Here is a 24754-nt window from a genome sequence, read left to right as displayed (position 1 = left end):
GTTTGTTCATTGTAGGAGCCGGCTTGCCGGCGATGCTTTTGAAGTAATGATCGCCGGCAAGCCGGCTCCTACGAAGGCAGCGTTCAATCGAACCGGTACTGCACGCCCGCGCCGACATACCAGGCGCGCTCCGGGCCGGGCTCGTAGTAGCGACCGTTGCCGTCACCGACGATCACCGAACCGATGTAGTCGCGGTCCAGCAGGTTGTCGATGCGCAGGACCTGGTTGAAGGTCAGTGCGCCGACCCTCTGCTCGAAGCGCGCCTGCCAGTTGAACAGCGCGTAGCTTGGCGCGCTCCTGGCGCTGTTGCTGTCCTCGACGTACAGCTCGCTGCGGTACATCGCCTCGATGGCCGTGCTGACGCCTGCCGCCGGTTGCCAGTTCAGCTCGCCATACAGGCTGTGCGCGGGAATGCCCGGCAGGTGATTGCCCGCGTCGATCATCCGGCCGTTGCTGCTGAACGCCTGGCTGTAGGTGGCGTCGATCCGGGTATAGGCGAGGTGGGCGCGCAGGCTCTCGCTCAGACGGCTCTCCAGCGCCAGCTCGATGCCGCGCCGGCGGGTCTGCGCCGCGTTCTGGAAGCGCGAGCGACCACCGCTGGCCGACGCCACCACCAGTTCGTCGTCGGTATCGATCTGGAACAGCGCCAGCTGCAGGAGGGTGCCGGCGGCCAGGCGCGCCTTCAGGCCGACTTCGATCTGCTCGCTGGTGGCCGGTTTCAGGTCGAAGCCGAAACCGCCGTTGGCGCCGGAATAGGACAGCTCGTTGAGCGTCGGCGTCTCCAGTCCCTGGCCCCAGCTGGCATAGACACTCAGTGCCGGCAGCAGGGCGTAGCTGGCGCCCAGGGTCGGCGTCAGCTCGCGGTAGGTGACCGAGCCGCTGTCGTCGCCGTTGCCGAGGAAGCGGTCGTCCACCTCGAATTCGACCTGGTTGTGGCGCAGGCCCGCCTGCAGATCCAGCTTGCCCAGCTGCCAGGCGGCCTGGACGTAGGGCGACAGGCTGGTCACCCGGTTGCGCTCGTCGCGGCGCAAGGCGCCTTTGACACCGAGCGTGCTGCCGCTGAAGTTCTCGTAGCCCTGGCGATCGTCGCGGGATTGGTCGTAGTCCAACCCGGCGGTGAGGGTGAGCAGACTGCCGCCCAGGTCGAAGGGCTGAATCCAGCGGTTGCCGATGCCGTGAAAGCGCCGCTCGAAGTCGATCACGCCGCCGGAGTGGGTGGGGTTGCCCTGTACCGCAGGCGGAATCGACTGGTACTGAATCACCCGGCGCGTACCGCTGTACAGCGTGCTCTGCCAGGTACCGGCGGCGAAGCTGCGCTCATAGTTGAGGGCCAGCTGGCGGTGGTCGACGCTCTTGCGCGTATCGAACAGCAGGGCACTGGGCGCTGCCGTGCGGCGGTCACTCTGCACCTGCGCCCAGGTCAGGCCTTGCGGGTCCTGGGTGTCGTTCTGGTCCAGCTCGCTGACACTCAGGCTGAGCGTGCTGAGGTCGTCGGGGTGGAGGGTCAGCTTGGCGAAGGTCTTGTCGAGGATGGCGCCGCTGTGGTCGCGGTAGCCGTCGGTCTCGAAGTGCGAGCGGTTGATGATGAAGCCGGCCTGTGCGTTACCGCCTTCGGCAGCCAGGCGCGTGCGGCGGGTGCCGTAGGCGGCCTGGGAGGTGTCGGCGGAGACCCTGGGCGCACCCTGGCCGTCACGCGAGAACAGCTGGATCACCCCGCCGGAGTTGCTGTCGTAGACACTGGCGAAGGGCCCGCGCAGGACCTCGATGCGCTCCAGAGTGTCGAGGTCGAAGGTGGCCGCCTGGCCCTGGCCATCGGGGTTGGACAGCGGCACGCCGTCGGCCAGCAGCTTGATGCCACGGATGCCGAACGCGGCGCGGGCGCCGAAGCCGCGCGAGGAAATCTGCAGGTCCTGCGCATGGTTCTGGCGGTTCTGAACCACCAGGCCGGGCACGCTGCCCAGTGCCTCCGAGAGATTGACGCCGGGCTTGCCCAGCGTGGCCTGCTCGGCGTCGATGCGGTTGACGGAGAAGGGCAGCCGCCAGCCGCTGGCCTGGTAGCGGCTACCGGTGACGACCAGGGGCTCGGCCTGGTAGCGGGTGTCTTCGGCCTGCGCGGCCAGTGGCAGGAACAGCGTGGGCAGCCACAGGCGAGGGCTTGGCCGGTGCATGAGCGAAAGGTCTCCCAGGAAGCAGGTGGATGATCTTGGCTTGGTCGATCAGTGGCGACCAGTGACAAGCCGCAGGCGGCGGCAGAAATGCTCTACGAAATGTTGCCGGGGAGGGTTGTCGGATGTTTTGGATAGCGCTAACATCCGGCGCAAACAATGAGCGGCCCACATCGATGGTGCCCTGGAGTTTCCATGCAACAGCAGCCTTCCGTACGGCCTGCCCACACCGCCCTGGTGGTCATGGGCGTCAGTGGCTCCGGCAAGAGCGATATCAGCCAGGCGGTCGCCACCGCGCTGGGCTGGCGCCATATCGAGGCCGATCATTTCCATCCTGCCGAGAACGTCGCGCGCATGCGCGCCGGTATCCCGCTGAGCGACGCTGACCGCCGCCAGTGGCTGGATGCCCTGTGCGAGCAGATGCAGGCGGCGCAGGCCGCAGGCGAGGGCTTCGTGCTGGCCTGCTCGGCGCTCAAGGGCGCCTATCGCGAGCGTCTGCGCGGCGCGGTGGCGGGGTTGCAGTTCGCGCACCTGCATATCGATCACGCCACCGCCTTGCAGCGCGTGGGCGCACGGCCCGGGCATTTCATGCCGACATCGCTGGTCGACAGCCAGTTCGCCACCCTCGAATCGCCCGCTGACGAGCCGCTGGTGCAGGTGCTGGATGCCCGGCAGTCGCGGCAGGCGCTGGTCGAACAGATCACCGCATGGGTGCGGCGCGACCTGCCGGAGACTGACGCAGGTGACGCCGCCGGCATTCTCGAGACTGAGATTGATAGCGCTAACCAAGAGGCGCAGCTGGGCGCCGAACCCATCTATGAAGGACGTGTGGCACGCCTCTTCGATCGCCTGACCGACGGCCTGATGGCCGCACTGATGGCGTTCATGGTGGTGGCGGTGTTCGCCAACGTGGTGTTGCGCTACGTGTTCGGCACCGGTTGGCCGGGTGCGGAAGAACTGTCGCGTCTGGCGTTCGTCTGGCTGGTGTTTGTCGGCGTGGCCTCGAGCATGCGCCGCGGCGAGCTGATGACCTTCCGCATGATTCGCGACCGCTTCCCCGTACTGGCGCAGCGCCTGCTGGACTCGCTCAGCTGGATCCTGGTGGCCGGCGCCAGCCTGCTCTCGGCCTGGGGCGCCTGGAACCAGGTGCAGTTCGGCTGGGGCAACGTCAGCACAGTGGTCGGCTACCCGGTGGTGCTGGCCATGTTCCCGGTGCTGGCGAGCATGCTGGTGCTGGCGATCCTGGCGTTCGTGCAACTGATCAACCTCTGGCGCCGCATCCCCGAGCGCTCGCTGAACCGGGCGCTGGCCGAATGATGCCGGGCCCACTCCAACAAGACGGGCAGTGCCCAACGAGGATGCGCCGATGACTGTCGCAGTGTTTCTTTCCTCCCTGCTGGGGTTCATGGCGTTCGGCATGCCCATTGCCTTCGCCCTGATCCTCACGGCGGCAGTGCTGATGTGGTACCTGGATTTCTGGGACGTGCAGCTGCTGGCGCAGAACCTGCTGGCGGGTGCCGACAGCTTCCCGCTGCTGGCCGTGCCGTTCTTCATCCTGGCCGGCGAGCTGATGAACGCGGGCGGCATCTCGCGGCGCATCATCGCCATGGCCCAGGCCTATTTCGGGCACCTGCGCGGTGGCCTCGGCTATGTCGCCATCGCCGCGGCGGTACTGCTGGCCAGCATGTCCGGTTCGGCGTTGGCCGACACCGCCGCGCTGGCGACGCTGCTGCTGCCGATGATGCGCCAGCGTGGCTATCCGCTGCACTCGTCGGCGGGCCTGGTCGCGGCGGGCGGCATCATCGCGCCGATCATTCCGCCGTCGATGCCGTTCGTGATCTATGGCGTGGTCACCAACACCTCCATCAGCCAGCTGTTCATGGCCGGCCTGGTGCCGGGGCTGATCATGGGCGGCGGCCTGATCGTCGCCTGGACCCTGATCGCCCGCGGTTTCACCGAGCCGACACCGGAGAAGGCCAGCGCGGCCGAGCGTCGTCGCGTGCTGGTCGACGGCGCGGCTGCGCTGATGCTGCCGGTGATCATCGTCGGCGGCCTGCGTTTCGGCATCTTCACGCCCACCGAGGCGGCGGTGGTCGCGGCGGTCTATGCGCTGGCGGTTTCCACCTTGCTGTACCGCGAACTGGACTGGGCAGGGCTGATGGAAACCCTGACGCGCGCCAGTCGCACCACGGCGTCGGTGATGTTCCTCTGCGCTGCGGCAACGGTATCGGCCTACATGATCACCCTGGCGCAGCTGCCCGACGAGATCGGCGCCATGCTCGGGCCGCTGGCCGAACACCCGCGTCTGCTGATGCTGGCGATCATGCTGCTGATGATCGCGGTGGGCATGGTCCTCGACCTGACGCCGACCATCCTGATCCTGGCACCGGTGCTGGCGCCGATCGCGATCAAGGCCGGGGTCGATCCGGTGTACTTCGGCGTGATGTTCGTGCTGATCGGCTCGATTGGCCTGATCACCCCGCCGGTCGGCACCGTGCTCAACGTGGTCGGCGGCATCGGCAAGTTGCGCATGGAGATCCTGGTGCGCGGCGTGCTGCCGTTCTTCCTGATCTACCTAGGCATCGTCGCCTTGCTGGTGGCGTTCCCGGCTGTCGTCACCGTGCCGCTGGCCTGGTTGCGCTGAGTTGACCCACCGGCACTGGCACGCCGGTTTCATTCACAACAATAAGAGGTAGTCCCGATGAAACGTCCACTGCTCGCCGTCCTCACCGCTGCCATGCTGTGCAGCCCGCTGGCCAGCCTGAGCGCGCATGCCGATGACGTGCGCTCGCGCATGATCCGCTTCGGCTATGGCCTCAACGAGAACAGCAACCAGGGCCGCGCGGCCAAGCTGTTCGCCGAGGAGGTGGCCAAGGCCTCCGAGGGCAAGCTCAAGGTGCGCACCTTCGGTGCCGCCAGCCTGGGCTCCGACGACCAGATGCAGAGCGCGCTGATCGGTGGCGCGCAGGAGATGATGGTCGGCTCCACCGCGACCCTGGTGGGCATCACCCGGGAAATGGCGGTCTGGGATACGCCGTTCCTGTTCAGCAGCGCCGAGCAGGCCGATGCCGTGCTCGACGGGCCGGTCGGCCGCCAGGTGATGGACAAGCTGGAGGAAAAGGGGCTGGTCGGCCTGGTCTACTGGGAGAACGGCTTCCGCAACCTGACCAACAACACCCGAGCAATCAACCGCCTGGAAGACTTCTCCGGCGTCAAGCTGCGGGTCATGCCCAATCCGGTGTTCCTCGAAACCTTCAAGCTGATGGGCGCCAATGCCGTGCCGCTGCCGTTCTCCGAGCTGTTCACCGCACTGGAGACCAAGGCCGTCGACGGTCAGGAAAACCCGTTCAATACCATTCTCTCCTCGAAGTTCTATGAAGTGCAGAAGTACCTGACCGTGACCAATCACGTGTACAGCCCGTGGATCGTCACCGTGTCCAAGCGCTGGTGGGACGGCCTGTCGCAGACCGAGCAGCAGATCCTGCTGGAGGCGGCGCAGAAAGCCCGCGATTTCGAGCGCCAGGACACCCGCGAGGAGGCCGCCCGTGCACTGGCGCAGCTGAAGGACAAGGGCATGCAGATCAACGAAGTGGCCCCCGCCGAGGTGCAGCGCATGCGTGAGCAGGCTGCCCCGGCGATCGCCAAGGTGGTCGATACGGTGGGGCAGCAACTGTTCGATCAGGTCCAGGCCGAGGTCGACAAGGCTGCACGGTAAGAGCCGGCCCGTGCACGACTGACGGGCCGACTCGAGGTTTCGCGGGGCACGCAGGTGGCAACGCTCCTTGCATGGTGGCGTTGCCCCGGGCGGCGTGTCCCGCGCTTTATTCATCGGCAGGGCTGGTAGAATTGCCCGCTGATCATCAATGGAGGCGCTATGAGCCAACGCCGTCGCCGCTCTGCAGAACGTGTCACCCTGTCCGATGTCGCCAAGGCCGCGGGGTGTTCGCTGATGTCCGCGTCGCGCGCGCTCTCGCAGCCGGGGCGGGTGTCCGACGCGTTGCGCGAGCAGGTGATGCGTGCGGCCCAGGCGCTCGGGTACGTGCCCAACCCGGCGGCGCGGGCATTGGCCAGTTCGCGGTCGAACCTGGTGGCGGTGGTGATTCCCTCGCTGTCGAACTCGGTGTTCGTCGATACCGTCGAGGCGATCCAGCGGGTGCTGATGCCCGCCGGCTTCGAGATGATGATCGGCGTCAGCCATTACCGGGTCGAGGAGGACGAACGCCTGCTGCGCTCCTACCTGGCGCACCAGCCGGCCGGCCTGCTGGTGACCGGATTCGAGCGCAGTGACGCGGCCCGCGAGATTCTCGGTGCCAGTACCTGTCCGCTGGTAACGCTGATGGAACTGAGCGAGGAGCCGGAGGACTACTGCGTCGGCTTCTCCCAGATCGAGGCCGGCGCGGCGATGACCCGTGCCCTGGTGCAGCGCGGCTATCGGCATATCGCCTTCGCCGCCGCGCAGCTCGACCCGCGCACCTTGCAGCGTGCCGAAGGGTACCGCCAGGTGATGCGCTATCTGCAGCGTCACGACCCGGCACTGGAGCTGCTGACGCCGGAGCTGTCGTCCATCGGCCTGGGTGCCGAGCTGCTCGATCGCCTGCTGGCGCAACAGCCGCAGATCGATGCGGTGTTCTTCAACAACGACGACCTGGCCATGGGGGCCTTGTTTCGTGCGCGTCAGCTGGGCCTGGACGTGCCGGGACGGTTGGCCATCGCCGGTTTCAACGACCTGCCGGCAGCGGCCTGGATGCACCCGGCGCTGAGCACCGTGCGCACCACCCGTGGGCAGATCGGCGAGCTGGCGGCGAACATGCTGCTGGCGCTGATGCGTGGCGAGACGCCCGAGCAGCACTGCGTCGACGTCGGCTTCGAGCTGGTCATGCGCGACAGCGCCTGACGCGATTACTGGCCCTTGTTCGCGGCGGCCAGTTGCTCGGCCGCTTCCAGGCGCAGGCGCTCACGTTCGTCGAAGCGTTCCGTTGCCAGCGCGTCGATGGCGGCGCGCTTGTCAGCGCTGCTGAGCCCCGGGTTGGCTTCGATCTGCGCCTTGGCGGCAAGATAGGCCTCCAGGCGCCTTTGCCAGTTCTGTCTCTGACCGTCCAGCGTCTCCAGGCGGGCAGTGGCCTCGGCTCCGACCAGTTGCTGGCGCATCTGGCGAATCTGCGCCGCGCTGGCGCCCTGCGCCTGCAGACGCGCGGTGTTCTGGCGCAGCTCCTGTTGCAGTTGCGGCAGCACGGCGTCCTGCAGCGCTTCGGGCAACGATGCCCGCAGCCTGTCGATGGCGGCGCCTTTCTCATCGACGCTCATGCCGGCGTCGTGCTGGATGGCCAGGCGTTCCAGGGTGAAACGGTTGTAGCCTTCCTCGCGGCCGAAGAAGGCCTGGTGGGTTTCGTCATCGAAAAGCCGTGCCCGCAGGGCCTGTACCGCGCTTTCGCGTTGGCGCAGCGCATCGAGGTTGGCCATCTGCGGCAGGTCACGCTCCAGCAGCACCAGCTCGCGCTTGTAGTTCAGGTACTGGTCCAGCAATGCCTGGGCACGGGCGCGCGCAGGCTCCTGCAGCTGTGCGTCGATGTAGCCGCGCAGGCGTGACACGCTGGCGTCCAGGCTCTCTTCGCCGATGCTGGCGAGAAAGTAGTCGAAGATGCGGCGGATATCCTCGCTGACGATCAGGTTGCCGGCGGCATCGACGCGAAAACTGCCGTCGACCTCGGTGCCGACGAAGGAGCCGGGCAGGGCCAGGCTCGCGGTTTTTTCGGGGGCGGGTGGGGATACGGCGAGGGTGTCCGCCGACGTCGCTGGCGCAGCGATCTGCGGCGCGGCAGGCGCCGTGCTGGCTGCGCTGGGCGAGGGGCCCTGGTGTGCGGGTTGCAGGTAGAACATCAGCGCCAGGCTGGCGCCAATCAGCAGCGGCAGGGCATAGAGGATTTTCTTCACATGTGACTCGACGCGTCAGGGAGGGGGTGTGCCATGGGCATCGATGTCGCGATGCCCATGGCTCGGGTGGAGCACTTGGTCAGCCTAGAGCCCGGCGTTCTTCAGGCGGTTGGCGTGCTGGCGGTAGACGGTGACCGGGTCGGTCTCGAACAGGCTGGTCAGCCCCAGGGTCTGGTTGACCTCGTCGAGGTGGTTCATCCGGTAGTTGTCGCGGATCACCTGGCCCATGCGGGAGCTGCAACGGCCCACCAGGCCATCGTTGGCTTCGCTGCCGAAGGTCAACGAGGAGGCGCCCATCAGCAGGTCGCTGGGGTCGAGCAGGTTGGTCAGCGGGCTGGTGCCGCTCCAGGAGTAGTAGCGCACGCCATTGACGCTGTAGGCGCCTTCGCCACAGGCGCTGGTGGGCAGGCCCTGCGGGAACTTGGCGTTGAAGCGCGCGGCGCCTTCGCTGTTGAGCGACTCCAGCGAGCCGAGTGCATTCTGCGGCGTGGTGCTGGAGCTGCCGGAAAGGAAGTTGATCAGCGTGCCCAGGCCGTTGACGATGCCGGCCAGCAGAGGGGTGGCCACCGGCCCGGCAGGCCCGTCGCTGATGCCCTTGAGGAAGTCGGCGGCGGCGGAGCCCTTGTGTGGCGCGCCGACGCTGGTGACCGAGGCAACCAGGTCCGGACGCACTGCGGCGACGTAGCGAGTGGTCGGCCCGCCGTGGCTGTGGCCGATCAGGTTGACCTTGCCTTTGCCGCTGATGGCGACGATCTCCTCGACCTGCTGCAGCAGCTGTTCGCCGCGCGCTTCGGAGGTGTCCAGCTGGCTGACCTCGGTGACGTACACACTGGCACCGTCACGCCGCAGGGCAGCCGGGATGCCGTACCAGTAGTCGATGCCGAGGATGCTGTCGAAGCCGAGCATGCCGTGGCCGAGGACGATGGGGTACTTGGTCTGGGTATAGCCGGAGGAACCGAACCAGAATGCCTGGGTCTGGCCGCTGGCGAGCAGGCCGGCACCGAGGCAGAGGGCGAGCAGGGTTTTATTGTTCTTCATGGGCGCTCTCGTGGTTTGTTGGGCAGTCAAGTGCTTCCTGCAAGCGGATCGCGCCCATCCCGTGGCGCGTACGGCGCAAGAAAGATGGCAGGAAACATGCCAGTGCCGTCGATTGGCGCGGGACGCCTCTATTCCGGTCGTTCGCTGCAGATCGCCACATACCTCGGGTGCATTTCGCTGTTACGGGTCGACACGTCCAGGCGAGGAAATGCTGTGGGCTGGCAGCGTGCGGAGGGCTGCAACGGCGCCGCGAAGACGGGTGGAGGCGCTGTCGAACGCCGGGATGCCCTCTCGGCCAATCGAAGGTTGGGGTCGGGCTCAGAAGCGCCTTGACAGTTCGTCGTGGGCTTCTCTAGGATTCGCCCTGCGCCGATTTAAACAGCTACTTGCGGGGCGCCTCAGGGTGTTGTCATCGACACCTGAAATTCCGCTAAAGCGCTGGTTCGGTGTCGCCTCTCACCGCTGCCCAGCGGGATTCTCGAGGCGGAGACTCGACCATGATCTGTCCCCAACCCCTTATTCGCCTGGCGCCCATCACTTCGGGCCTGCTGCTGCGCAATCCGCGCGTGCTGCTTGGCGGCAGCCATCAACCCACCTTGTTGCGTTATCTCGAAGGCTGGCCCAAGCGCTGGTCGGGGCCGCGTGCGTTTCGCATCCAGTTCGTGCAGAACGGTGAGTCGCTGAGCCGTTTCGCCCGCGACAGCTTCGATCTGGCCGTGATCCAGGCACCCAGCGCCGAGCAGCTCGAACAGACCGTTGGCGAACTGGTGCGGGTGGCGCGTCAGGGTCTGATCACCCGGCGCTAGCAACGACTCTTCGTTATTCGAGGCCGCCGATGGCCCCTGCGGTAGGGGCGCTGGTCGCGTCCCGTCGATTCACGGATAGTCGATCTCGACGATGTAGCAGGTCTTCTCGCCGCCCGGGCTGTGCACCCGAACCTCGGCATCCAGCGGTTTGCCCACCAGGGCGCGCGCCAGTGGCGAGTCGATGCTGATCTGGCCCTGCTTGAGGTCGAACTCGTCCGGGCCGACGATGCGGTAGCGCGACTGTTCGCCGTCCTCGTCCTCGATGGTCACCCAGGCGCCGAAGTACACCTTGTTCGGGTCCGAGGGCCTGTCGCTGACGACCTTGAGCTTCTCCAGACGCTTGGTGAGGAAGCGCACGCGACTGTCGATCTCGCGCAGCATCTTCTTGCCGTAGGTGTACTCGGCGTTCTCCGAACGGTCGCCCTGCGCGGCCGCCTCGCTGACCGACTGGGTCACCTGTGGCCGGCGCACATGCCACAGCTCGTGCAGTTCGGCGCGCATGCGCGCTTCGCCTTCCGGGGTGATCAGGGGCGTACCGGCGGGGCGAGGGGGGCGATAGCGGCTCATGGTGGCTCTGTGGGCTGGAGGGGGCGCCAGTCTAGCAAACCCCTCCGGCGCTGCTCAGCCTTCGCGCAGCACGCTGAGCGGGCTGGCGTTGAGGGCGCGGCGGGTTCCCAGTACCCCGGCCAGGCCGATCAGCAGGGCGCCGATCAGCGGCAGCAGAAGCAGCCAGGGGTGCGGTTGCCAGCTCATGTCGAAGGCATAGCGATAGAGCAGGAAGCTCACCAGCTCGCAGCCCAGCGCGGCAAGCAGGCCGGCGGCGGCGCCGAGCAGACCGAACTCCGCGCGCCGGGCGCTGACCAGCAGGCGGCGCTCGGCGCCCAGCGCCCGCAGCAGCGCACCCTGGCGGATGCGCTCGTCCAGCGTCGCCTGCAGCCCCGCCAGCAGCACGGTGAGGCCGGCAGCGAGAACGAACAGCAGCACGTATTCGATGGCCAGGGTGACCTGCGCCAGGATGCTGCGCAGCTGCGCCAGCAGGGCGTCCACCTGCAGCAGGGTGACGCTGGGGAAGGCGCGGCTCAGGGCGATCAGCTCGGCATCGTGGCCGGGCGGCAGGTAGAAGCTGGTCAGGTAGGTGGCGGGCAGGTCCTGCAGGGTCTGTGGCTCGAAGATCATGTAGAAGTTGGGCTGGAAGCTGTCCCAGTCCACCTGGCGCAGGCTGCTTACCTGGGCCTCGCGCTCGATGCCGCCGACGTTGAAGCGCAGGCGGTCGCCCAGCTTCAGTTGCAGGCTTTCGGCCAGTTCGGCCTCGACGGATACGCCGGGCAGTTCGCTGGCATGGGCGGCGCCCCACCAGCTGCCGGCGGCGATCAGGTTGTCGGCGGGCAACTGCTCGGCCCAGGTCAGGCTCAGGTCGCGCTGGATGGCGCGTTCGCCGCGGCTCTCCTTGGTCACCAGTTGCCGCACCGGCTCATCGTTGATCATGATCAGCCGGCCCGGCACCACGGGGTACAGCGGGGCGGGGTGCGGCGACAGCTCGGCCAGGCGGGCGGCGAAGGCATCGCGCTCGGCAGGCAGCACGTTGAGGGCGAAGTGATTGGGCGCATCCTCGGGCAGCTGGTCCTGCCAGGTATCGAGCAGCTCGCCACGCAGCAGGGCGATCAGCGCCATGGCCAGCAGGATCAGGCCGAAGGCCAGCGACTGACCGGCGGCGGCCAGCGGGTGGCGCAACAGCTGGCCCAGGCCCAGGCGCCAGGGCAGGGCGGCTTTCTGCAGGAGCCGACGCAGGCTCTGCAAGCCCAGCAGAAGCAGGCCGCCGAGCAGCGCGGCAGCGAGCATGCCACCGCCCAGCAGGGCGAGGGTCAGGCGCAGGTCCAGGCTCAGTCGCCACATGATCAGGCCCAGCGCCACCAGTGCCGCGCCATAGACCAGCCAGGAGCTGGCCGGTACCGGCAGCATGTCGCGGCGCAGCACGCGCAGCGGCGGCACGCGACCCAGCGCTGCCAGTGGCGGCAGGGCGAAGCCGGCCAGCGCCACCAGGCCGGTGGCCATGCCCGCCAGTGCCGGCCAGATATCGGCGGGTGGCAGGTCGGCGGGAATCAGCCCGCGCAGCAGGTGGAACAGAATGTACTGGCCAGCCCAGCCGAGCAGGGCGCCCAGCACGCAGGCGATCAGCCCGAGCAAGGCGAGCTGCAGGGTGAAGAGGGTCAGCGCTTCGCGTCGCGACAGGCCGAGGCAACGTAGCAGCGCACTGGCATCGAAGCGTCGCGCGGCAAAGCGTGCTGCCGACAGTGCCACGGCCACGCCGGCGAGCAGCACGGCGGCGAGGCTGGCCAGGTTCAGGTAGCGCTCGGCGCGGCCCAGCGCACCGCCAACCTGGCGGTTGCCGTCGCGCGGGTCGTCCAGGCGCTGGTTCGGTTGCAGGCCCGCTCCGACGGCCTGGCGGTAGGCGGCCAGGGCCTCGGCATCGCCGCGCCAGAGCTCGCGAAAGCGCACGCGGCTGCCCGGTTGAACCACCTCGGTGGCGGCGAGATCGTCGAGATTGATCAGCACGCGCGGCGTCAGGCTGTAGAAGTCGCCAGCGGTGTCCGGGTCGTAGGTGAGCACGCGGCTCAGGCGCAGGCTCTTGGCGCCGATCTCGATCTCGTCGCCGACCTTCAGGTTCAGCGCCACCATCAGACGAGCTTCGGCCCAGGCCTCTCCAGGTCCTGGCCCGGAACCCACTTCTTCCGCCGCATAAGGCTCGGGCGCACTGCGCAGCTCGCCGCGCAACGGGTAGCCCGCGCTGGCGGCCTTGACGCTGGCCAGCTGGATGCCGTCCTGAGCGGCGACCACGCTGGAGAACTCCACCGCACGCGCATGCTCGAGACCCAGTTCGAGGCCGGCATCGATCTGCGTCTGATCCGCCGGTGTGCTCCCGCTCAGGCGCAGGTCGGCGGCGAGGAACTCGCTGGCGCGCAGCAGCATGGCGTCGTTCAGGCGTGCACTGAAGTAGCCGATGGCGCTGCTGGCCGCCACCGCGACGAGCAGGGCGAAGAACAGCACGCGCAACTCGCCGGCACGGGCGTCACGCAGCAGCTGGCGGGCAGCGAGCGAAAGCAGGCGGACAGCGGGGACGCGATTCATCAGGGCTCCACGCGGTCGATCAGGTGCCCGGCCTCCAGGCGGATCAGGCGCTGGCAGCGATGCGCCAGGCGCTCGTCATGGGTGACCAGCACCAGCGTGGTGCCACGCTCCTGGTTGAGCTGGAACAGCAGGTCGCTGATGCGTTCACCCGTGTGGCTGTCGAGGTTGCCGGTCGGCTCGTCGGCGAACAGCACGTCCGGATCGGCGGCAAAGGCGCGGGCAATGGCGACGCGCTGCTGTTCGCCGCCGGACAGCTGCCGCGGGTAATGGGTCAGGCGTTGCCCCAGACCGACACGTTCGAGCAGGGCGCGTGCGCGCGAGCGGGCATCGGCGTGGCCTTCGAGCTCCAGCGGCAACATCACGTTTTCCAGGGCGTTGAGGCTGTCGAGCAACTGAAAGGACTGGAAGACGAAACCGACATGCTCGGCGCGCAGGCGGGCGCGCTGGTCTTCGTCGAGTTCGCCGAGGTTCTTGCCGGCCAGCAGCACGGCGCCGCCGCTGGGCAGATCGAGACCGGCCAGCAGGCCGAGCAGGGTGGATTTCCCTGAGCCGGAGCTGCCGACGATGGCCAGGCTGTCACCCTTTGCCAGGTCGAGATCGAGGTCGTGGAGGATCGTCAGCTCGCCTTCCGTGCTGCTGACCACTTTGCTAAGGTTCCGCGCAGCGAGAATGCTCGAAGTCATGGAGATTCCAAATGCGTGCATGGTGGCTCAGTGGTGCCTTGGCCCTGATGTTCTGGGCTCAGGGAGCGGTTGCAGGCACCCTGCTTGTGGTCGGCGATAGTATCAGCGCCGCTTTTGGCCTGGATAGCCGCCAGGGATGGGTCGCCCTGCTGGAAAAACGCCTCGAACAGGAGGGCTTCGAGCACTCGGTGGTCAATGCCTCGATCAGTGGCGACACCAGCGCAGGCGGCGCCGCACGGCTCTCTGCGCTGCTTGCGGAGCATCAGCCGGCGCTGGTCATCATCGAGCTGGGTGGCAACGATGGCCTGCGCGGCCAGCCGCCTGCGCAATTGCAACAGAATCTTGCGTCGATGGTCGAGAAGTCGCGGCAGGCAGGGGCCAAGGTGCTGTTGCTGGGCATGCGCCTGCCGCCGAATTACGGGGTGCGCTATACCACGGCCTTCGCCCAGGTCTATGCCGATGTGGCGGCGCAGGAGCAGGTCGACCTGGTGCCGTTCTTTCTCGAGGGGGTCGGTGGTGTGCCGGGGATGATGCAGGCCGATGGCATCCACCCGGGCGAGCCTGCGCAGGCGCTGTTGCTGGACAACGTCTGGCCCAGTCTCGAGCCACTGCTGTGAGCCTGGCCCACGCCTGAACCGAGTGCGGGCCGAGGCTTTTCCGGCTCGTGCCTTTCGGCTAATGTGGCCGACCTTCCACGGAGCTCCAGATGCCGCGTCCCGCCTGGTCCTTGTATGCCTACCACCTGATCGAGCCAGACGAACAGCTGGACCTGTTCGCCTGTCGCGAGGTGCGCGTGCATCTGGTGGCCCGGCAACTGCGCCTGGGCGGCCATGCCGATCGCACGCTCTGTGGTGGGCTGCTTCCGGCGCAGCCGCGCTGGCACCAGCTGGACAAGGCCTGGCTGCGTGATCGGCGTCTGTGCCCGGATTGCCGTGCGACCTTCGAGGCGCAGCGGCAGGGGCTGTGCTCCAACTGGGCGGATGGCTGACGTCTGCCCGGCTGTCGAATGGCGGTGTACAATCGCCGCAACATCACTCAACTCTTCAAGGACATCCCGGATGTTGTCGCGCTTCTCTGCGGTCAACCGCTGTCTGACTCTGCTCGCGCTGTGCTCCAGTGCAACCGTTCAGGCGCTCGAATTTCCCTTGCCAGCGCCTGGTGAGGACGTGGTCGGCCAGGTGCAGGTGATCAAGGCCAAGTACGAAGACACCTTTGCAGATCTGGGAACCGCCAACGACCTGGGCTATCTGGAAATGGTCGCGGCCAACCCGGGCGTCGACCCCTGGTTGCCGGGTGAGGGCGCCGAAGTCATTCTGCCGACCCGTTACGTGCTGCCGTCCGGGCCGCGCGAAGGCATCGTGATCAACCTGGCCGAATACCGCCTGTACTACTTCCCGAAGGGGCAGGACGTCGTGCACACCTTCCCCCTGGGTATCGGTCGTGAAGGCTGGGGCTCGCCGCTGGGGGCCGGTCGCGTGACCGTGAAGACGCCGAACCCGGCCTGGTACCCGCCCAAATCGATTCGCGAGGAGCACGCGGCCGAAGGCGACTACCTGCCGACCGTGGTACCGCCAGGTCCGGACAACCCGCTGGGCCCGTACAAGCTGACGCTGTCGTTCCCCGGTTACCTGATCCATGGCTCGAACAAGAAGTTCGGTATCGGCATGCGTGTCAGCCATGGCTGCTTCCGCATGCTCAACCACAATGTCCTGGAACTTGCCGCGATGGTGCCGGTGGGCACGCCGGTGCGCATCGTCAACGAGCCCTACAAGTTCGGCGTGAGTGACGGCAAGGTGTACCTGGAAGCGCATGCGCCCCTGGACGACGAGGGCAATGCCTCCGTCGTCGACAAGCACACGGCAGTGATCAACGCGCTGCTCAAGCGTGACGAACTCAGTGGCCTGCGCCTGGACTGGGAGATGGTGCGCGAAGTGGTCGCCGCCGAAGATGGCATGCCGGTGCCCATCGCCGCGCAGGTCGACAACGCGGTAGCCAGCAATTCGACGTCACTCTGATTCGTTGCTGACCGAGCCCGCCCGCATTCGTGCCGGCGGGCTTTTCATTGCCTGTGGGGCGGGTTTCGCGGCAATAAAAAAGCCGGCCCAGTGAACTGGGCCGGCTTTCGAAAAACCGAGTCGCGAATTACTTGCGGCTGGCTTTTTCCAGCATGCGCAGAGCGCGCTCGTTGGCTTCGTCAGCGGTCTGCTGAGCTTTCTGAGCGGCAGCCATGGCTTCATCAGCCTTGCGGTAGGCTTCGTCGGCACGGGCTTGGGCGCGAGCAGCTGCGTCTTCGGTAGCAGTCAGACGAGCTTCGGTTTCTTTGGACATGCTGCTGCAACCGGTAGCCAGAACTGCGGCCAGAGCCAGAGCAGAGAATTTCAGAACGTTGTTCATCGTGTTCCCCTTGAGGTGGAGTTTTCCATAAAAAGCAATTTCCCAACTGCGGGAAATTAGCCGGCCTACATACTACCTATTACTTTTAGTAAGTAAACGGAGCTGGAGCAAGAGTTGCACTTTTTTTTTCCGGTATGTGAGGCTGAAAGCTAGAAAGTATGGGGGTTGCTTAAAAAACAGCCAGTTTTGCCGCAGTGGCGGCACAGGGCCTGTACGAACTGTTATAACTGTCTCGGCTTCAGAACTAAAACAATAAAGTGGGGTATGCAGATGCTGGGGAATTTGGGGCTGTTACTGGGCTTGGCGCTACTTATCTTCATGGCGCTGCGCGGGGTGAACATCTTTATCGCGGCGCTGTCGTGTTCGATCCTGGTCGCGCTGAGCAACGACGTGGCGGTGCCCAGGGCCCTGCTCGAGCATTTCCCGTTCGGCCCACTGGGGGCGTTCACCTTCGCCGGCAAGTTCTTCGTGCTGTTTCTCTGCGGCGCCATCTTCGGCAAGGTGATGGCAGCGAGTCAGGCGGCCAGCAGCATCGCCCAGGCGATCACTCAGGGACTGGGCACGCAGCGCACGCTCTGGGTAGCGATGCTGGTGTGTGCGGTGCTGACCTACGGTGGCGTCGTCGTGTTCGTGGTGATCTTCACCATGTATCCGCTGGGTATCACCCTGATGCGTGAGGCCAACCTGCCCAAGCGTCTGTTCTGCGCGGCCATCGCCCTGGGGGCCGGGACCTTCACCATGACGGCGCTGCCTGGCTCGCCGTCCATCCATAACGTGATCGCCGCCAGTGCCCTGGGCACCGACCTGTTCGCGGGGGCGTGGATCGGCCTGTTCGCCTCGCTGGTGATGATCGGCCTGGGGATGGCCTACCTGCAGCGCGAGTGGCGCCTGGCCCGTGAACGCGGCGAGGGCTTCGAGGCCAATGCCCAGGACGAGCGTATGCAGCAGTTGGCGGGCGTGCCGGGCAGCGGGCCGCATTGGGCTGTCGCGCTGGTGCCGATCGTCGTGGTGCTGGGGGTGATTCTGCTGCCGCGCCTGCTCGCGCTCTCCGGCCTGGCGACTGCTGGCGAGGGCGCGTTCGCCCGGCTGCTGGCATTCAGTCTGTCGCAGCCGATCCTCTGGCCCAGCCTGGCCCTGGTGATCGCCACGGGCGTGGCGGTGCTGCTGTTTCCCGCATTGCGTCGCAATACCCTGGGCCTGCTGGGGCAGGGCGCCGACGACGCGATCATGCCGCTCCTCAATACGGCTGCGGTGATCGGCTTTGGCGGTGTGGTCACGCAGACGGCGGGCTTCGCGCAGTTCGCCCAGTGGGTGCTGGCGGTGGAACTGCCGCCGCTGTTGTCCGTGTTCGCCTCCGTCAGCGTGGTCTCGGGCATCGTCGGTTCGTCCTCCGGCGGCCTGCAGATATTCATGCAGACGCTGGCGCCGCGCTACCTGGAAATGGGCGTGGAGCCCGAAGTGCTGCACCGTATCGCCACTATCACCGCCGGCGGGCTGGACTCGCTGCCGCACTGTGGCGCGGTGATCGCCATGCTGATGATCATGGGCCTGACCCACAAGCAGGCCTACAAGGACATCTTCGTCATCACGGTGCTGATTCCGGTGCTGGCCGCGCTGCTCTGCATCGGGCTGCTGAGCCTCTGATTGGCGGGTTTGGCCTGTGTTAGACTTGTCAGCTTGCAGTCGTTCAGGCAGGAATCGCATTTGCGCTTTTGCCGAAGCGCCGGTATGAAGTAAAGATGTGTCGCGAGTGTTTCGCGGCTAGAGGAGAGAAGATGAGCGAAGGGTTGTCCATTCACCATGACCAGGCGAGTCATCAGTTCGTGACCACCGTCGAGGGTGATCGTGCCTATCTGGCCTATATGGATCTGGGCAAGCAGACGCTGGACATCTATCGAACCTTCGTACCCAACGCACTGCGCGGCCGCGGTATCGCTGCGGCACTGACCGAACATGCCCTGCGCTACGCCGAAGGCCAGGGTTACACGGTGATTCCGTCCTGTTCTTACGTCGAGCGCTACATGGAGCGTCGTCAACGCCATCAGGCCAGTTGAGCGCGCAGCGTCGATAGCAAAACGCCGGGCATTGCCCGGCGTTTTCGTTACTGCTGTCGCGATCAGCCGCGCTGACGCTTGGGCAGCACATCCTTGAGCTTGGCGTGCATGCTGCGCAGGGTCTTCTCGGTGGTGTCCCAGTCGATGCAGGCATCGGTGATGGAAACCCCGTACTTGAGATCGTCCAGGTTCTTCGGAATCGACTGGTTGCCCCAGCCCAGGTGACTTTCCACCATCAGGCCGACGATGGACTGGTTGCCTTCGAGAATCTGGTTGGCCACGTTCTCCAGCACCAGCGGTTGCAGAGCCGGGTCCTTGTTGGAGTTGGCATGGCTGCAGTCGACCATGATGTTCGGGCGGATGCCGGCTTTTGTCAGTTCCTGCTCACAAATGGCGACGCTGACCGAATCGTAGTTCGGCTTGCCGTTGCCGCCACGCAGCACGACGTGACCGTAGGCGTTGCCCTTGGTGGTGACGATGGATACGCCGCCTTCCTGGTTGATGCCGAGGAAACGGTGCGGGCTGGAGACCGACTGCAGGGCGTTGATCGCCACGGTCAGGCCGCCGTCGGTACCGTTCTTGAAACCGACTGCCGAGGACAGGCCCGAAGCCATTTCCCGGTGCGTCTGCGATTCGGTGGTGCGGGCGCCGATGGCCGACCAGCTGATCAGGTCCTGCAGGTACTGCGGCGAGATCGGGTCGAGCGCTTCGGTGGCGGTGGGCAGGCCCATCTCGGCCAGGTCACGCAGCAGCTGGCGGCCGATGTGCAGGCCGTCCTGAATCTTGAACGAGTCGTCCAGGTAGGGGTCGTTGATCAGGCCTTTCCAGCCGACCGTGGTGCGTGGCTTCTCGAAGTACACGCGCATGACCAGGAACAGGCTGTCGGACAGTTCGGCGGCCAGCACCTTGAGGCGCTCGGCATATTCGTGAGCTGCCTTGATATCGTGGATGGAGCAGGGGCCGACTACCACGAACAGGCGATGATCCTTGCCATCGAGAATGTCGCGTACCACCTGGCGACCATGGGATACGGTCTGCAGGGCGGCATCGGTCAGGGGAATCTCGCGTTTCAGCTGATCGGGGGTGATCAGGGTTTCGTTGGAAGCGACGTTGAGGTCGTCGATCGGTAAATCAGCCATCGTGCTACTCATCGGGTCAGGTCGTCGGGTCACGGGTGCCGGCCGCCAGGGGTCCCCTGAGGCGGTGCACAGCTAGTTTGTGCAGGGGGAGCCGAACCTTAGCGCGTACGCGGCTGCGCGACAATGGGCGATGAGTTCAATGAGCGTCATAGAGGCGGCGTATCGCTGCGAGAGGGTGTTGCGCTTCCTGCGTGTCCGGGAGGGCGGAGCGCCATCAGGCGAGGTAGGGGAATTCGGCGGCGTGCTTGGCGATCCAGTCCTGGGCGCACTGCTCGATGGCGACGGCGTGGCCCGATTCCTGTTCCAGTTGCTGTCGGTAGTGCTGGATATGGCACACCTGTTCGACCATGCGTGCGCGAAACAGGGTGTCTTCGTCGATGAAGGCGATGCCTACCAGGTAGCCGTTCTCCAGGCGCCGGCACCAGGCCACGACGCCAGGGTAGCGCGCCAGCTCGCCGAGCAGGGGAATGCGCAGCTCGACCGATGTCCCGCGACGAAAGCCGCGCGTCGAGTTGCATGCCACCCCGCCCAGACTGATATTGTTCAACCGCTGCCTGGGTATGCAGGCCTTCTTGCGCAACACCAGTTCCACCGGCATGTCGCTTGGATGACGCAGAAACTTACGCATGAACACCGACCTCGAATGCAGGCAAACTGATATCAGTGAATTCAGTATAGCGACGCAACTGGAACTGACCGACCTGGATGCGGACCGCCGCCTGCTCGATCTTTCCGGTACGTCGCTTGTCGTGTTCACAAGCACGGGCTGTGCCAGTTGCCGCTGGGCGCGTCAGGTGCTGCCTGGCCTGGGCTTGCCGATCGAGCGTCTGTGCTGGATCGATGCGGGGCATAACGCCGGATTGGTGACGCGCTACGAGGTTTTTCACCTGCCGGCGCTGTTTCTGGTTCGCGATGGCCATTTCTTTGGCGCGTTGCGCGCCCGTCTCACTCATTCCGATCTGATCACCGCCATGGACGAGGCTCTGCGTCGTCCGGCTGAGGAGCTACCTTGATGTCTCAAACCCCTGCACCGCGCATCGGCGTCATTGGCACGGGGGCCATCGGCGGCTTCTACGGGCTGCTGCTGGCCAAGGCCGGACATGACGTGCATTTCCTGCTGCGCAGCGAATATGCCGCGGTGGCCGAACAGGGCTTGCGCCTGAACAGCAGCGTGCATGGCGCGCTGACCCTGGCGCCGGCGCAGGCCTACCGGCGAATCGAAGACATGCCGCCTTGCGACTGGCTGCTGGTGGGGGCGAAGACCACGGCCAACGCCGAGCTGGCTCCGCTCATTGCCAGGGCTGCCGCTCCTGGCGCCAGGGTCGTGCTGTTGCAGAACGGCCTGGCGGTGGAGGACGAGTTGCGTCCACTGCTGCCGGACGGCCTGCACCTGCTCGGCGGCCTCTGCTACATCTGTGTCCATCGCAGTGCGCCTGGCGTGATCGAGCATCAGGCGCTGGGCGCGATCAACCTGGCGTACCACTCCGGGCCGGCAGGTGACGAGGCGTCGCGTCTGGAGCTGGTGGAAGAGGGAGCGAACCTGCTGCGCAGCGCCGGGTTGGACTCGACGCCGATGCGTGACCTGACCCAGACGCGCTGGCAGAAGCTGGTGTGGAACGTGCCCTACAACGGTCTTTCCGTGCTGCTCGATGCCGACACGCGGCGCCTGATGGGTAACCCCGACAGCCGCGCCTTGATCGGCGACATCATGCAGGAGGTGGTGCAGGCTGCGCAGGCACTTGGCCACGGCATGCCGGAGCAGTACGCAAGCAAGCTGCTGGCCGCTACCGAGCGGATGCCCGACTACCTGCCGAGCATGTACCACGACTTCGCCCAGGGCCGCCCGGCAGAGCTGCATGCCATCTATGAAGCACCCCTGGCGGCGGCCGACGCCGCTGGTGTCGACATGCCCAAGGTGCGCGCGCTGTATCAGGCGCTGCGTTTCATCCAGGCGCGCGGGGAGGCCTGAGCATATGGGCAAGGGGTTGGGCGACAAGCTGGTGCTGGCGATTTCCTCGCGGGCATTGTTCGATCTGAGCGAGAGTCACCAGATCTATGAAAGCGAGGGAGTGGAAGCCTACCGCCGTTATCAGATCGAGCACGAGGACGAGGTCCTGATGCCGGGTGACGCCTTCCCCCTGGTGGAGAAACTACTGGGCCTCAATCAGCGTCTCAGCGAGCAGCGCGTCGAGGTGATCCTGGTGTCGCGCAACAGTGCCGACACGGGGCTGCGCGCCTTCAACTCGATCCAGCACTACGGCCTCGGCATCTCGCGCGCGGCGTTCGTCGGCGGGCGCAGTCCCGACCCTTACCTGGCAGCCTTTGGCTGCCATCTGTTTCTCTCCACCCATGCCGATGACGTGCGCAATGCGCTCAAGGCCGGCTTCGGTGCCGCCACGCTGCTCTCGGGTGGCACGCGGCGGGCGAACAGCAACGAGCTGCGCATCGCCTTCGACGGCGACGCCGTGCTGTTCTCCGATGACTCCGAGCGCGTCTACCAGAGCGGTGGCCTGCATGCGTTCCAGAGCCACGAGCGCGAGGCGGCGCGGCAGGCGCTGCCTGGGGGGCCGTTCAAGCCGTTTCTCGCGGCGCTGCACAGCCTGCAGCAGGAGTTTCCCGAGACGGACTGCCCGATTCGCACCGCACTGGTGACCGCACGCTCGGCGCCGGCGCATGAGCGGGTGATCCGCACCTTGCGCGAATGGAACATCCGCCTGGACGAGTCCTTCTTCCTCGGCGGGCTGGACAAGTCGGCGGTGCTCGAGGCGTTCGCGGCCGACGTGTTCTTCGATGACCAGACCGGGCACTGCGAGAAGGCCCGCCAGGTAGTGGCCACGGGGCACGTGCCGCACGGGGTGAGCAACGAGTCGCAGCCTTGAATCTGGTGGCCGCTGCCACCTTGCATATAGCCATTCGTCCTAAATAACGCCGCCGACCTTGCTTTGTCTGATGCGCTGCTAAGCTCAAACAAGGGCCTGCGTCTGCAGTCAAGGAGGCCGCGTGATTCGCTCGATACTCTATGCCACCGATCTGGGGCTTTATGCCTCCTACGTCTTGCAGCACGCCCTGGCGGTGAGCCGCAGTTTCAAGGCCGATCTCTATGTCGTCCATGCCGTCGAACCCATGGGGCTGTTCGCCGAGTCCGTGCTGCAGACCTATCTGGATGAAGACACCCTGGACGAGTTGCGCCGCAACGGCCTCGGCACGGTCATGGCCAGCATCGAGCAGCGTGTGCTGGAGGGCTTTCGGGATGAGCTGGGGGACGGGCTTCAGGACCTGCATCTGATTCGCGCGGTGCGAGTGCTGCAGGGCGATCCGCCAACGGTGATTCTCGAGGAGGCGCAGAAACTTGGGGTGGATCTGCTGGTCGTAGGCAGTCACAGCCATGGCGCGGATCTCGCGGTGCCGCTGGGGCGTACGGCCGCGCGCATCGTGCAGCTGTCGGAGGCACCGGTGTACCTGGTGCCCATGTTGCAGCATCGCGGACATGGTGACTTGTAGGAGGGTGTAACTAATAAAAAGATCTATGCTGATGTATTAGACCAATAATATGGTTATATAAGGCGTTGACAGGCTGCTGGCCTGCCTTACTGCTCTGAGGGAAATCTATGAAGCTTCAGCAACTGCGCTACATCTGGGAAGTCGCGCACCACGACCTCAACGTATCGGCTACCGCTCAAAGCCTTTACACCTCGCAACCAGGGATCAGCAAGCAGATTCGCTTGCTCGAGGATGAGCTGGGCGTGGAAGTCTTCGCCCGCAGTGGCAAGCACCTGACCCGTGTCACCCCCGCCGGAGAGCGGATCATCACCACCGCAGGAGAGATTCTGCGCAAGGTCGAAAGCATCAAGCAGATCGCCCAGGAATTCTCCAACGAGAAGAAGGGCACCCTGTCCATCGCCACCACGCACACCCAGGCGCGCTACGCCTTGCCGCCGGTGATCAGTGCCTTCATCAAGCAGTACCCGGACGTCTCGTTGCACATGCACCAGGGCACGCCGACGCAGATCGCCGAGATGGCCGCCGATGGCAGCGTCGACTTCGCCATCGCCACCGAGGGTCTGGAGCTGTTCAACGACCTGATCATGATGCCGTGCTACCGCTGGAATCGCTGCGTGGTGGTGCCGCAGGGGCATCCTCTGGCCAAGCTGCCGAAGCTGACGCTCGAAGCGCTCGCCGAGCATCCCATCGTGACCTATGTGTTCGGTTTCACCGGGCGCTCGAAGCTGGACGAGGCCTTCAGTCACCGTGGCCTGACGCCCAAGGTGGTGTTCACCGCAGCCGACGCCGACGTGATCAAGACCTACGTACGCCTCAACCTGGGCGTGGGCATCGTGGCCAAGATGGCCGTCGACAGCAAACTCGATCAGGACCTGGTGGTGCTGGACGCCGACGAGCTGTTCGAGCCCAGCGTGACCAAGATCGGTTTCCGTCGGGGCACCTTCCTGCGTGGCTTCATGTGCGATTTCATCGAGAAGTTCGCCCCGCACCTCAGCCGTGAGATGCTGGCCAAGGCGGTGCAGTGCCACAACAAGTCCGAACTCGAAGAGCTGTTCGAGGGCGTGAAGCTACCGGTGCACTGAACCTGCGATTCAAACGAAACATGGCGCCCTGGGGCGCCATGTTTCGTTTCAGCTACCTGCCACTCAGTGGCTGAGGTGCAGGCCGCACTCGCGGTTGTCCTCGCCCTTGGTCGGGTCGAAGTAGTCGAACTCGTTCGGCAGGTCATGGGCGACCAGGTACTGGTACAGGTCCTTGGAGGTCCAGTGCAGCAGCGGCGCGACCTTGATCAGGCCGTCCGGGTTGATGCTCACCGGGTCCATCTGCGCGCGGACGGCGGTGTCGGTGGCACGCAGGGCGGTGAACCAGACGCTGGGCGCCGTTTCGCGCAGGGCGCGGGCGAAGGGCTCGAGCTTCACCTCTTCGGTGAACGCCGCGTGACGCGGATCGTCCAGCGCCGGGACAGGGCCGTCGATGGCCTCGCGGTGAGCGCGCGAGCGCTTGGGCAGGTAGGTGATCAGGTTGAGGTTGAGCTTGCGGGCCACCTCGTCAGCGAAACGGTAGGTCGCTTCGGTGTTGTAGCCGCTGTCCATCCAGACCACCGGAATGTCCGGCTTGACCTGGCTGACCATGTGCAGGATCACCGCTTCGAACGGGCGGAAGTTGGTGGTGCAGATGGCGGGTTTGCCCAGCCCGATGGCCCACTGAACCAGCTTTTCAGGCTGGTTGCCGAATTCGGCATTGAGCGCGTCCAGGTCGAGTTCCATGCTGAGGACTCCAGATCGTGTGCGTGAGGGCGCGATCTTAACAAAGGCTGGTTATGCTTCTAAATAACAAGCTACTTCTATGACCTTTCATGCAGTTATAAGCCGCGCGAATTGCGTGACCACCGCCCACTCGTTAGAGTGCCGGCTCCCT

At 65.7% G+C, this 24754-nt stretch carries 25 protein-coding genes; 15 read left to right on the top strand and 10 right to left on the bottom strand.

Annotated elements, in window-relative coordinates; genetic code table 11:
* Window positions 1–83: 83 nt before the first annotated feature.
* On the bottom strand, window positions 84–2168 hold the full coding sequence (locus FIV02_RS12730; RefSeq protein ID WP_152488812.1) for a TonB-dependent receptor: 2085 nt from the start codon (window positions 2166–2168) through the stop codon (window positions 84–86).
* Window positions 2169–2360: 192 nt separating this feature from the next.
* Here FIV02_RS12730 and FIV02_RS12725 point away from each other — a divergent pair, with 192 nt between their 5' ends.
* The 4 genes from FIV02_RS12725 to FIV02_RS12710 all read left to right on the top strand — a co-directional run bounded on the left by FIV02_RS12725 (window position 2361) and on the right by FIV02_RS12710 (window position 7059).
* A complete protein-coding gene (locus tag FIV02_RS12725; protein WP_152488811.1) occupies window positions 2361–3482 on the top strand; it encodes a gluconokinase, GntK/IdnK-type in 1122 nt (373 codons plus the stop codon).
* Window positions 3483–3531: 49 nt separating this feature from the next.
* Entirely contained in the window at window positions 3532–4809 is a 1278-nt protein-coding gene (locus tag FIV02_RS12720) for a TRAP transporter large permease (protein WP_152488810.1), read from the top strand.
* Window positions 4810–4866: 57 nt separating this feature from the next.
* Window positions 4867–5880, top strand: a complete 1014-nt coding sequence (locus FIV02_RS12715) for a TRAP transporter substrate-binding protein (RefSeq protein ID WP_037047775.1) — start codon at window positions 4867–4869, stop codon at window positions 5878–5880.
* A gap of 159 nt (window positions 5881–6039) precedes the next feature.
* A complete protein-coding gene (locus tag FIV02_RS12710; protein ID WP_037047772.1) occupies window positions 6040–7059 on the top strand; it encodes a LacI family DNA-binding transcriptional regulator in 1020 nt (339 codons plus the stop codon).
* 5 nt (window positions 7060–7064) lie between these two features.
* Here FIV02_RS12710 and FIV02_RS12705 read toward each other — a convergent pair whose 3' ends face one another.
* Both FIV02_RS12705 and FIV02_RS12700 read right to left on the bottom strand, forming a co-directional pair.
* Entirely contained in the window at window positions 7065–8096 is a 1032-nt protein-coding gene (locus FIV02_RS12705; protein WP_152488809.1) for a lipase secretion chaperone, read from the bottom strand.
* A gap of 84 nt (window positions 8097–8180) precedes the next feature.
* Window positions 8181–9134 carry a triacylglycerol lipase gene (locus FIV02_RS12700; RefSeq protein WP_134676691.1) on the bottom strand — a complete coding sequence of 318 codons (954 nt, stop codon included), beginning with the start codon at window positions 9132–9134 and terminating at the stop codon, window positions 8181–8183.
* Between the two features lie 497 nt (window positions 9135–9631).
* Here FIV02_RS12700 and FIV02_RS12695 point away from each other — a divergent pair, with 497 nt between their 5' ends.
* Complete coding sequence (locus tag FIV02_RS12695; protein WP_152488808.1) at window positions 9632–9940, top strand: class I SAM-dependent methyltransferase; 309 nt, start codon at window positions 9632–9634, stop codon at window positions 9938–9940.
* 69 nt (window positions 9941–10009) lie between these two features.
* On the opposite strand, the gene greB is transcribed toward FIV02_RS12695, so the two are convergent.
* Genes greB through FIV02_RS12680 form a run of 3 tightly spaced genes read right to left on the bottom strand, consistent with a single transcriptional unit; the run spans window position 10010 to window position 13749 of the window.
* Entirely contained in the window at window positions 10010–10507 is a 498-nt protein-coding gene (greB, locus tag FIV02_RS12690) for a transcription elongation factor GreB (RefSeq protein WP_152488807.1), read from the bottom strand.
* A 54-nt stretch (window positions 10508–10561) separates the two neighbouring features.
* Window positions 10562–13066 carry an ABC transporter permease gene (locus tag FIV02_RS12685; protein WP_152488806.1) on the bottom strand — a complete coding sequence of 835 codons (2505 nt, stop codon included), beginning with the start codon at window positions 13064–13066 and terminating at the stop codon, window positions 10562–10564.
* On the bottom strand, window positions 13066–13749 hold the full coding sequence (locus tag FIV02_RS12680) for an ABC transporter ATP-binding protein (RefSeq protein WP_152488805.1): 684 nt from the start codon (window positions 13747–13749) through the stop codon (window positions 13066–13068). The genes FIV02_RS12685 and FIV02_RS12680 overlap by 1 nt, the downstream gene beginning before the upstream one ends.
* Before the next feature lie 11 nt (window positions 13750–13760).
* On the opposite strand from FIV02_RS12680, the gene FIV02_RS12675 reads away from it, so the two are divergent.
* The 3 genes from FIV02_RS12675 to FIV02_RS12665 all read left to right on the top strand — a co-directional run bounded on the left by FIV02_RS12675 (window position 13761) and on the right by FIV02_RS12665 (window position 15764).
* Entirely contained in the window at window positions 13761–14366 is a 606-nt protein-coding gene (locus FIV02_RS12675; RefSeq protein WP_037047754.1) for an arylesterase, read from the top strand.
* A gap of 89 nt (window positions 14367–14455) precedes the next feature.
* Window positions 14456–14737: a hypothetical protein gene (locus FIV02_RS12670; protein WP_037047753.1), complete on the top strand. Its 282-nt coding sequence runs from the start codon at window positions 14456–14458 to the stop codon at window positions 14735–14737.
* Window positions 14738–14807: 70 nt separating this feature from the next.
* The gene (locus FIV02_RS12665) at window positions 14808–15764 is read left to right on the top strand and encodes a L,D-transpeptidase family protein (RefSeq protein WP_152488804.1); all 957 of its coding nucleotides are present in this window, start codon (window positions 14808–14810) and stop codon (window positions 15762–15764) included.
* 127 nt (window positions 15765–15891) lie between these two features.
* Here FIV02_RS12665 and oprI read toward each other — a convergent pair whose 3' ends face one another.
* A complete protein-coding gene (oprI, locus tag FIV02_RS12660; RefSeq protein WP_037003984.1) occupies window positions 15892–16143 on the bottom strand; it encodes an outer membrane lipoprotei OprI in 252 nt (83 codons plus the stop codon).
* Between the two features lie 270 nt (window positions 16144–16413).
* Here oprI and FIV02_RS12655 point away from each other — a divergent pair, with 270 nt between their 5' ends.
* Complete coding sequence (locus tag FIV02_RS12655) at window positions 16414–17787, top strand: GntP family permease (RefSeq protein ID WP_152488803.1); 1374 nt, start codon at window positions 16414–16416, stop codon at window positions 17785–17787.
* Window positions 17788–17918: 131 nt separating this feature from the next.
* Window positions 17919–18197: a GNAT family N-acetyltransferase gene (locus FIV02_RS12650; protein ID WP_037047751.1), complete on the top strand. Its 279-nt coding sequence runs from the start codon at window positions 17919–17921 to the stop codon at window positions 18195–18197.
* 62 nt (window positions 18198–18259) lie between these two features.
* On the opposite strand, the gene FIV02_RS12645 is transcribed toward FIV02_RS12650, so the two are convergent.
* Window positions 18260–19336 carry a 3-deoxy-7-phosphoheptulonate synthase gene (locus FIV02_RS12645; RefSeq protein ID WP_037047749.1) on the bottom strand — a complete coding sequence of 359 codons (1077 nt, stop codon included), beginning with the start codon at window positions 19334–19336 and terminating at the stop codon, window positions 18260–18262.
* 214 nt (window positions 19337–19550) lie between these two features.
* Window positions 19551–19964, bottom strand: coding sequence for a PilZ domain-containing protein (locus tag FIV02_RS12640; protein WP_037047747.1), 414 nt, complete (start codon window positions 19962–19964; stop codon window positions 19551–19553).
* Between FIV02_RS12640 and FIV02_RS12635 the strand changes: the two genes are divergently transcribed.
* The 5 genes from FIV02_RS12635 to cysB all read left to right on the top strand — a co-directional run bounded on the left by FIV02_RS12635 (window position 19963) and on the right by cysB (window position 23919).
* The gene (locus tag FIV02_RS12635) at window positions 19963–20349 is read left to right on the top strand and encodes a thioredoxin (protein ID WP_037047746.1); all 387 of its coding nucleotides are present in this window, start codon (window positions 19963–19965) and stop codon (window positions 20347–20349) included. The genes FIV02_RS12640 and FIV02_RS12635 overlap by 2 nt on opposite strands.
* Window positions 20349–21305, top strand: a complete 957-nt coding sequence (locus tag FIV02_RS12630) for a putative 2-dehydropantoate 2-reductase (protein ID WP_150609803.1) — start codon at window positions 20349–20351, stop codon at window positions 21303–21305. Before FIV02_RS12635 ends, FIV02_RS12630 begins: the two co-directional genes overlap by 1 nt.
* Window positions 21306–21309: 4 nt before the next feature.
* Window positions 21310–22215, top strand: coding sequence for a 5'-nucleotidase (locus FIV02_RS12625; RefSeq protein WP_134677883.1), 906 nt, complete (start codon window positions 21310–21312; stop codon window positions 22213–22215).
* Between the two features lie 121 nt (window positions 22216–22336).
* On the top strand, window positions 22337–22837 hold the full coding sequence (locus tag FIV02_RS12620) for a universal stress protein (RefSeq protein ID WP_037047740.1): 501 nt from the start codon (window positions 22337–22339) through the stop codon (window positions 22835–22837).
* 107 nt (window positions 22838–22944) lie between these two features.
* Window positions 22945–23919, top strand: a complete 975-nt coding sequence (gene cysB / locus FIV02_RS12615) for an HTH-type transcriptional regulator CysB (RefSeq protein ID WP_037047738.1) — start codon at window positions 22945–22947, stop codon at window positions 23917–23919.
* A 63-nt stretch (window positions 23920–23982) separates the two neighbouring features.
* On the opposite strand, the gene FIV02_RS12610 is transcribed toward cysB, so the two are convergent.
* Window positions 23983–24603, bottom strand: a complete 621-nt coding sequence (locus FIV02_RS12610; RefSeq protein WP_037047737.1) for a phosphoadenosine phosphosulfate reductase family protein — start codon at window positions 24601–24603, stop codon at window positions 23983–23985.
* Between the last annotated feature and the right edge of the window lie 151 nt (window positions 24604–24754).

The organism is Pseudomonas sp. THAF187a, assembly GCF_009363395.1.
GTDB classification, from domain to species: Bacteria; Pseudomonadota; Gammaproteobacteria; order Pseudomonadales; family Pseudomonadaceae; genus Aquipseudomonas; species Aquipseudomonas khazarica.
Note: the sequence above shows the minus strand (reverse complement) of the source record. Positions and strands in the feature narration are given on the sequence as shown.

Bases quoted from the DNA above. Each gene is read 5' to 3' on its own strand.
- FIV02_RS12730 (WP_152488812.1), bottom strand. From the start codon at position 2,168: ATGCACCGGCCAAGCCCTCGCCTGTGGCTGCCCACGCTGTTCCTGCCA.
- FIV02_RS12610 (WP_037047737.1), bottom strand. From the start codon at position 24,603: ATGGAACTCGACCTGGACGCGCTCAATGCCGAATTCGGCAACCAGCCT.
- FIV02_RS12715 (WP_037047775.1), top strand. From the start codon at position 4,867: ATGAAACGTCCACTGCTCGCCGTCCTCACCGCTGCCATGCTGTGCAGC.
- FIV02_RS12645 (WP_037047749.1), bottom strand. From the start codon at position 19,336: ATGGCTGATTTACCGATCGACGACCTCAACGTCGCTTCCAACGAAACC.
- FIV02_RS12720 (WP_152488810.1), top strand. From the start codon at position 3,532: ATGACTGTCGCAGTGTTTCTTTCCTCCCTGCTGGGGTTCATGGCGTTC.
- FIV02_RS12655 (WP_152488803.1), top strand. From the start codon at position 16,414: ATGCTGGGGAATTTGGGGCTGTTACTGGGCTTGGCGCTACTTATCTTC.
- FIV02_RS12650 (WP_037047751.1), top strand. From the start codon at position 17,919: ATGAGCGAAGGGTTGTCCATTCACCATGACCAGGCGAGTCATCAGTTC.
- FIV02_RS12640 (WP_037047747.1), bottom strand. From the start codon at position 19,964: ATGCGTAAGTTTCTGCGTCATCCAAGCGACATGCCGGTGGAACTGGTG.
- greB (WP_152488807.1), bottom strand. From the start codon at position 10,507: ATGAGCCGCTATCGCCCCCCTCGCCCCGCCGGTACGCCCCTGATCACC.
- FIV02_RS12680 (WP_152488805.1), bottom strand. From the start codon at position 13,749: ATGACTTCGAGCATTCTCGCTGCGCGGAACCTTAGCAAAGTGGTCAGC.
- FIV02_RS12695 (WP_152488808.1), top strand. From the start codon at position 9,632: ATGATCTGTCCCCAACCCCTTATTCGCCTGGCGCCCATCACTTCGGGC.
- FIV02_RS12635 (WP_037047746.1), top strand. From the start codon at position 19,963: ATGAACACCGACCTCGAATGCAGGCAAACTGATATCAGTGAATTCAGT.
- FIV02_RS12675 (WP_037047754.1), top strand. From the start codon at position 13,761: ATGCGTGCATGGTGGCTCAGTGGTGCCTTGGCCCTGATGTTCTGGGCT.
- FIV02_RS12725 (WP_152488811.1), top strand. From the start codon at position 2,361: ATGCAACAGCAGCCTTCCGTACGGCCTGCCCACACCGCCCTGGTGGTC.
- cysB (WP_037047738.1), top strand. From the start codon at position 22,945: ATGAAGCTTCAGCAACTGCGCTACATCTGGGAAGTCGCGCACCACGAC.
- FIV02_RS12700 (WP_134676691.1), bottom strand. From the start codon at position 9,134: ATGAAGAACAATAAAACCCTGCTCGCCCTCTGCCTCGGTGCCGGCCTG.
- FIV02_RS12630 (WP_150609803.1), top strand. From the start codon at position 20,349: ATGTCTCAAACCCCTGCACCGCGCATCGGCGTCATTGGCACGGGGGCC.
- FIV02_RS12710 (WP_037047772.1), top strand. From the start codon at position 6,040: ATGAGCCAACGCCGTCGCCGCTCTGCAGAACGTGTCACCCTGTCCGAT.
- oprI (WP_037003984.1), bottom strand. From the start codon at position 16,143: ATGAACAACGTTCTGAAATTCTCTGCTCTGGCTCTGGCCGCAGTTCTG.
- FIV02_RS12665 (WP_152488804.1), top strand. From the start codon at position 14,808: ATGTTGTCGCGCTTCTCTGCGGTCAACCGCTGTCTGACTCTGCTCGCG.
- FIV02_RS12625 (WP_134677883.1), top strand. From the start codon at position 21,310: ATGGGCAAGGGGTTGGGCGACAAGCTGGTGCTGGCGATTTCCTCGCGG.
- FIV02_RS12685 (WP_152488806.1), bottom strand. From the start codon at position 13,066: ATGAATCGCGTCCCCGCTGTCCGCCTGCTTTCGCTCGCTGCCCGCCAG.
- FIV02_RS12670 (WP_037047753.1), top strand. From the start codon at position 14,456: ATGCCGCGTCCCGCCTGGTCCTTGTATGCCTACCACCTGATCGAGCCA.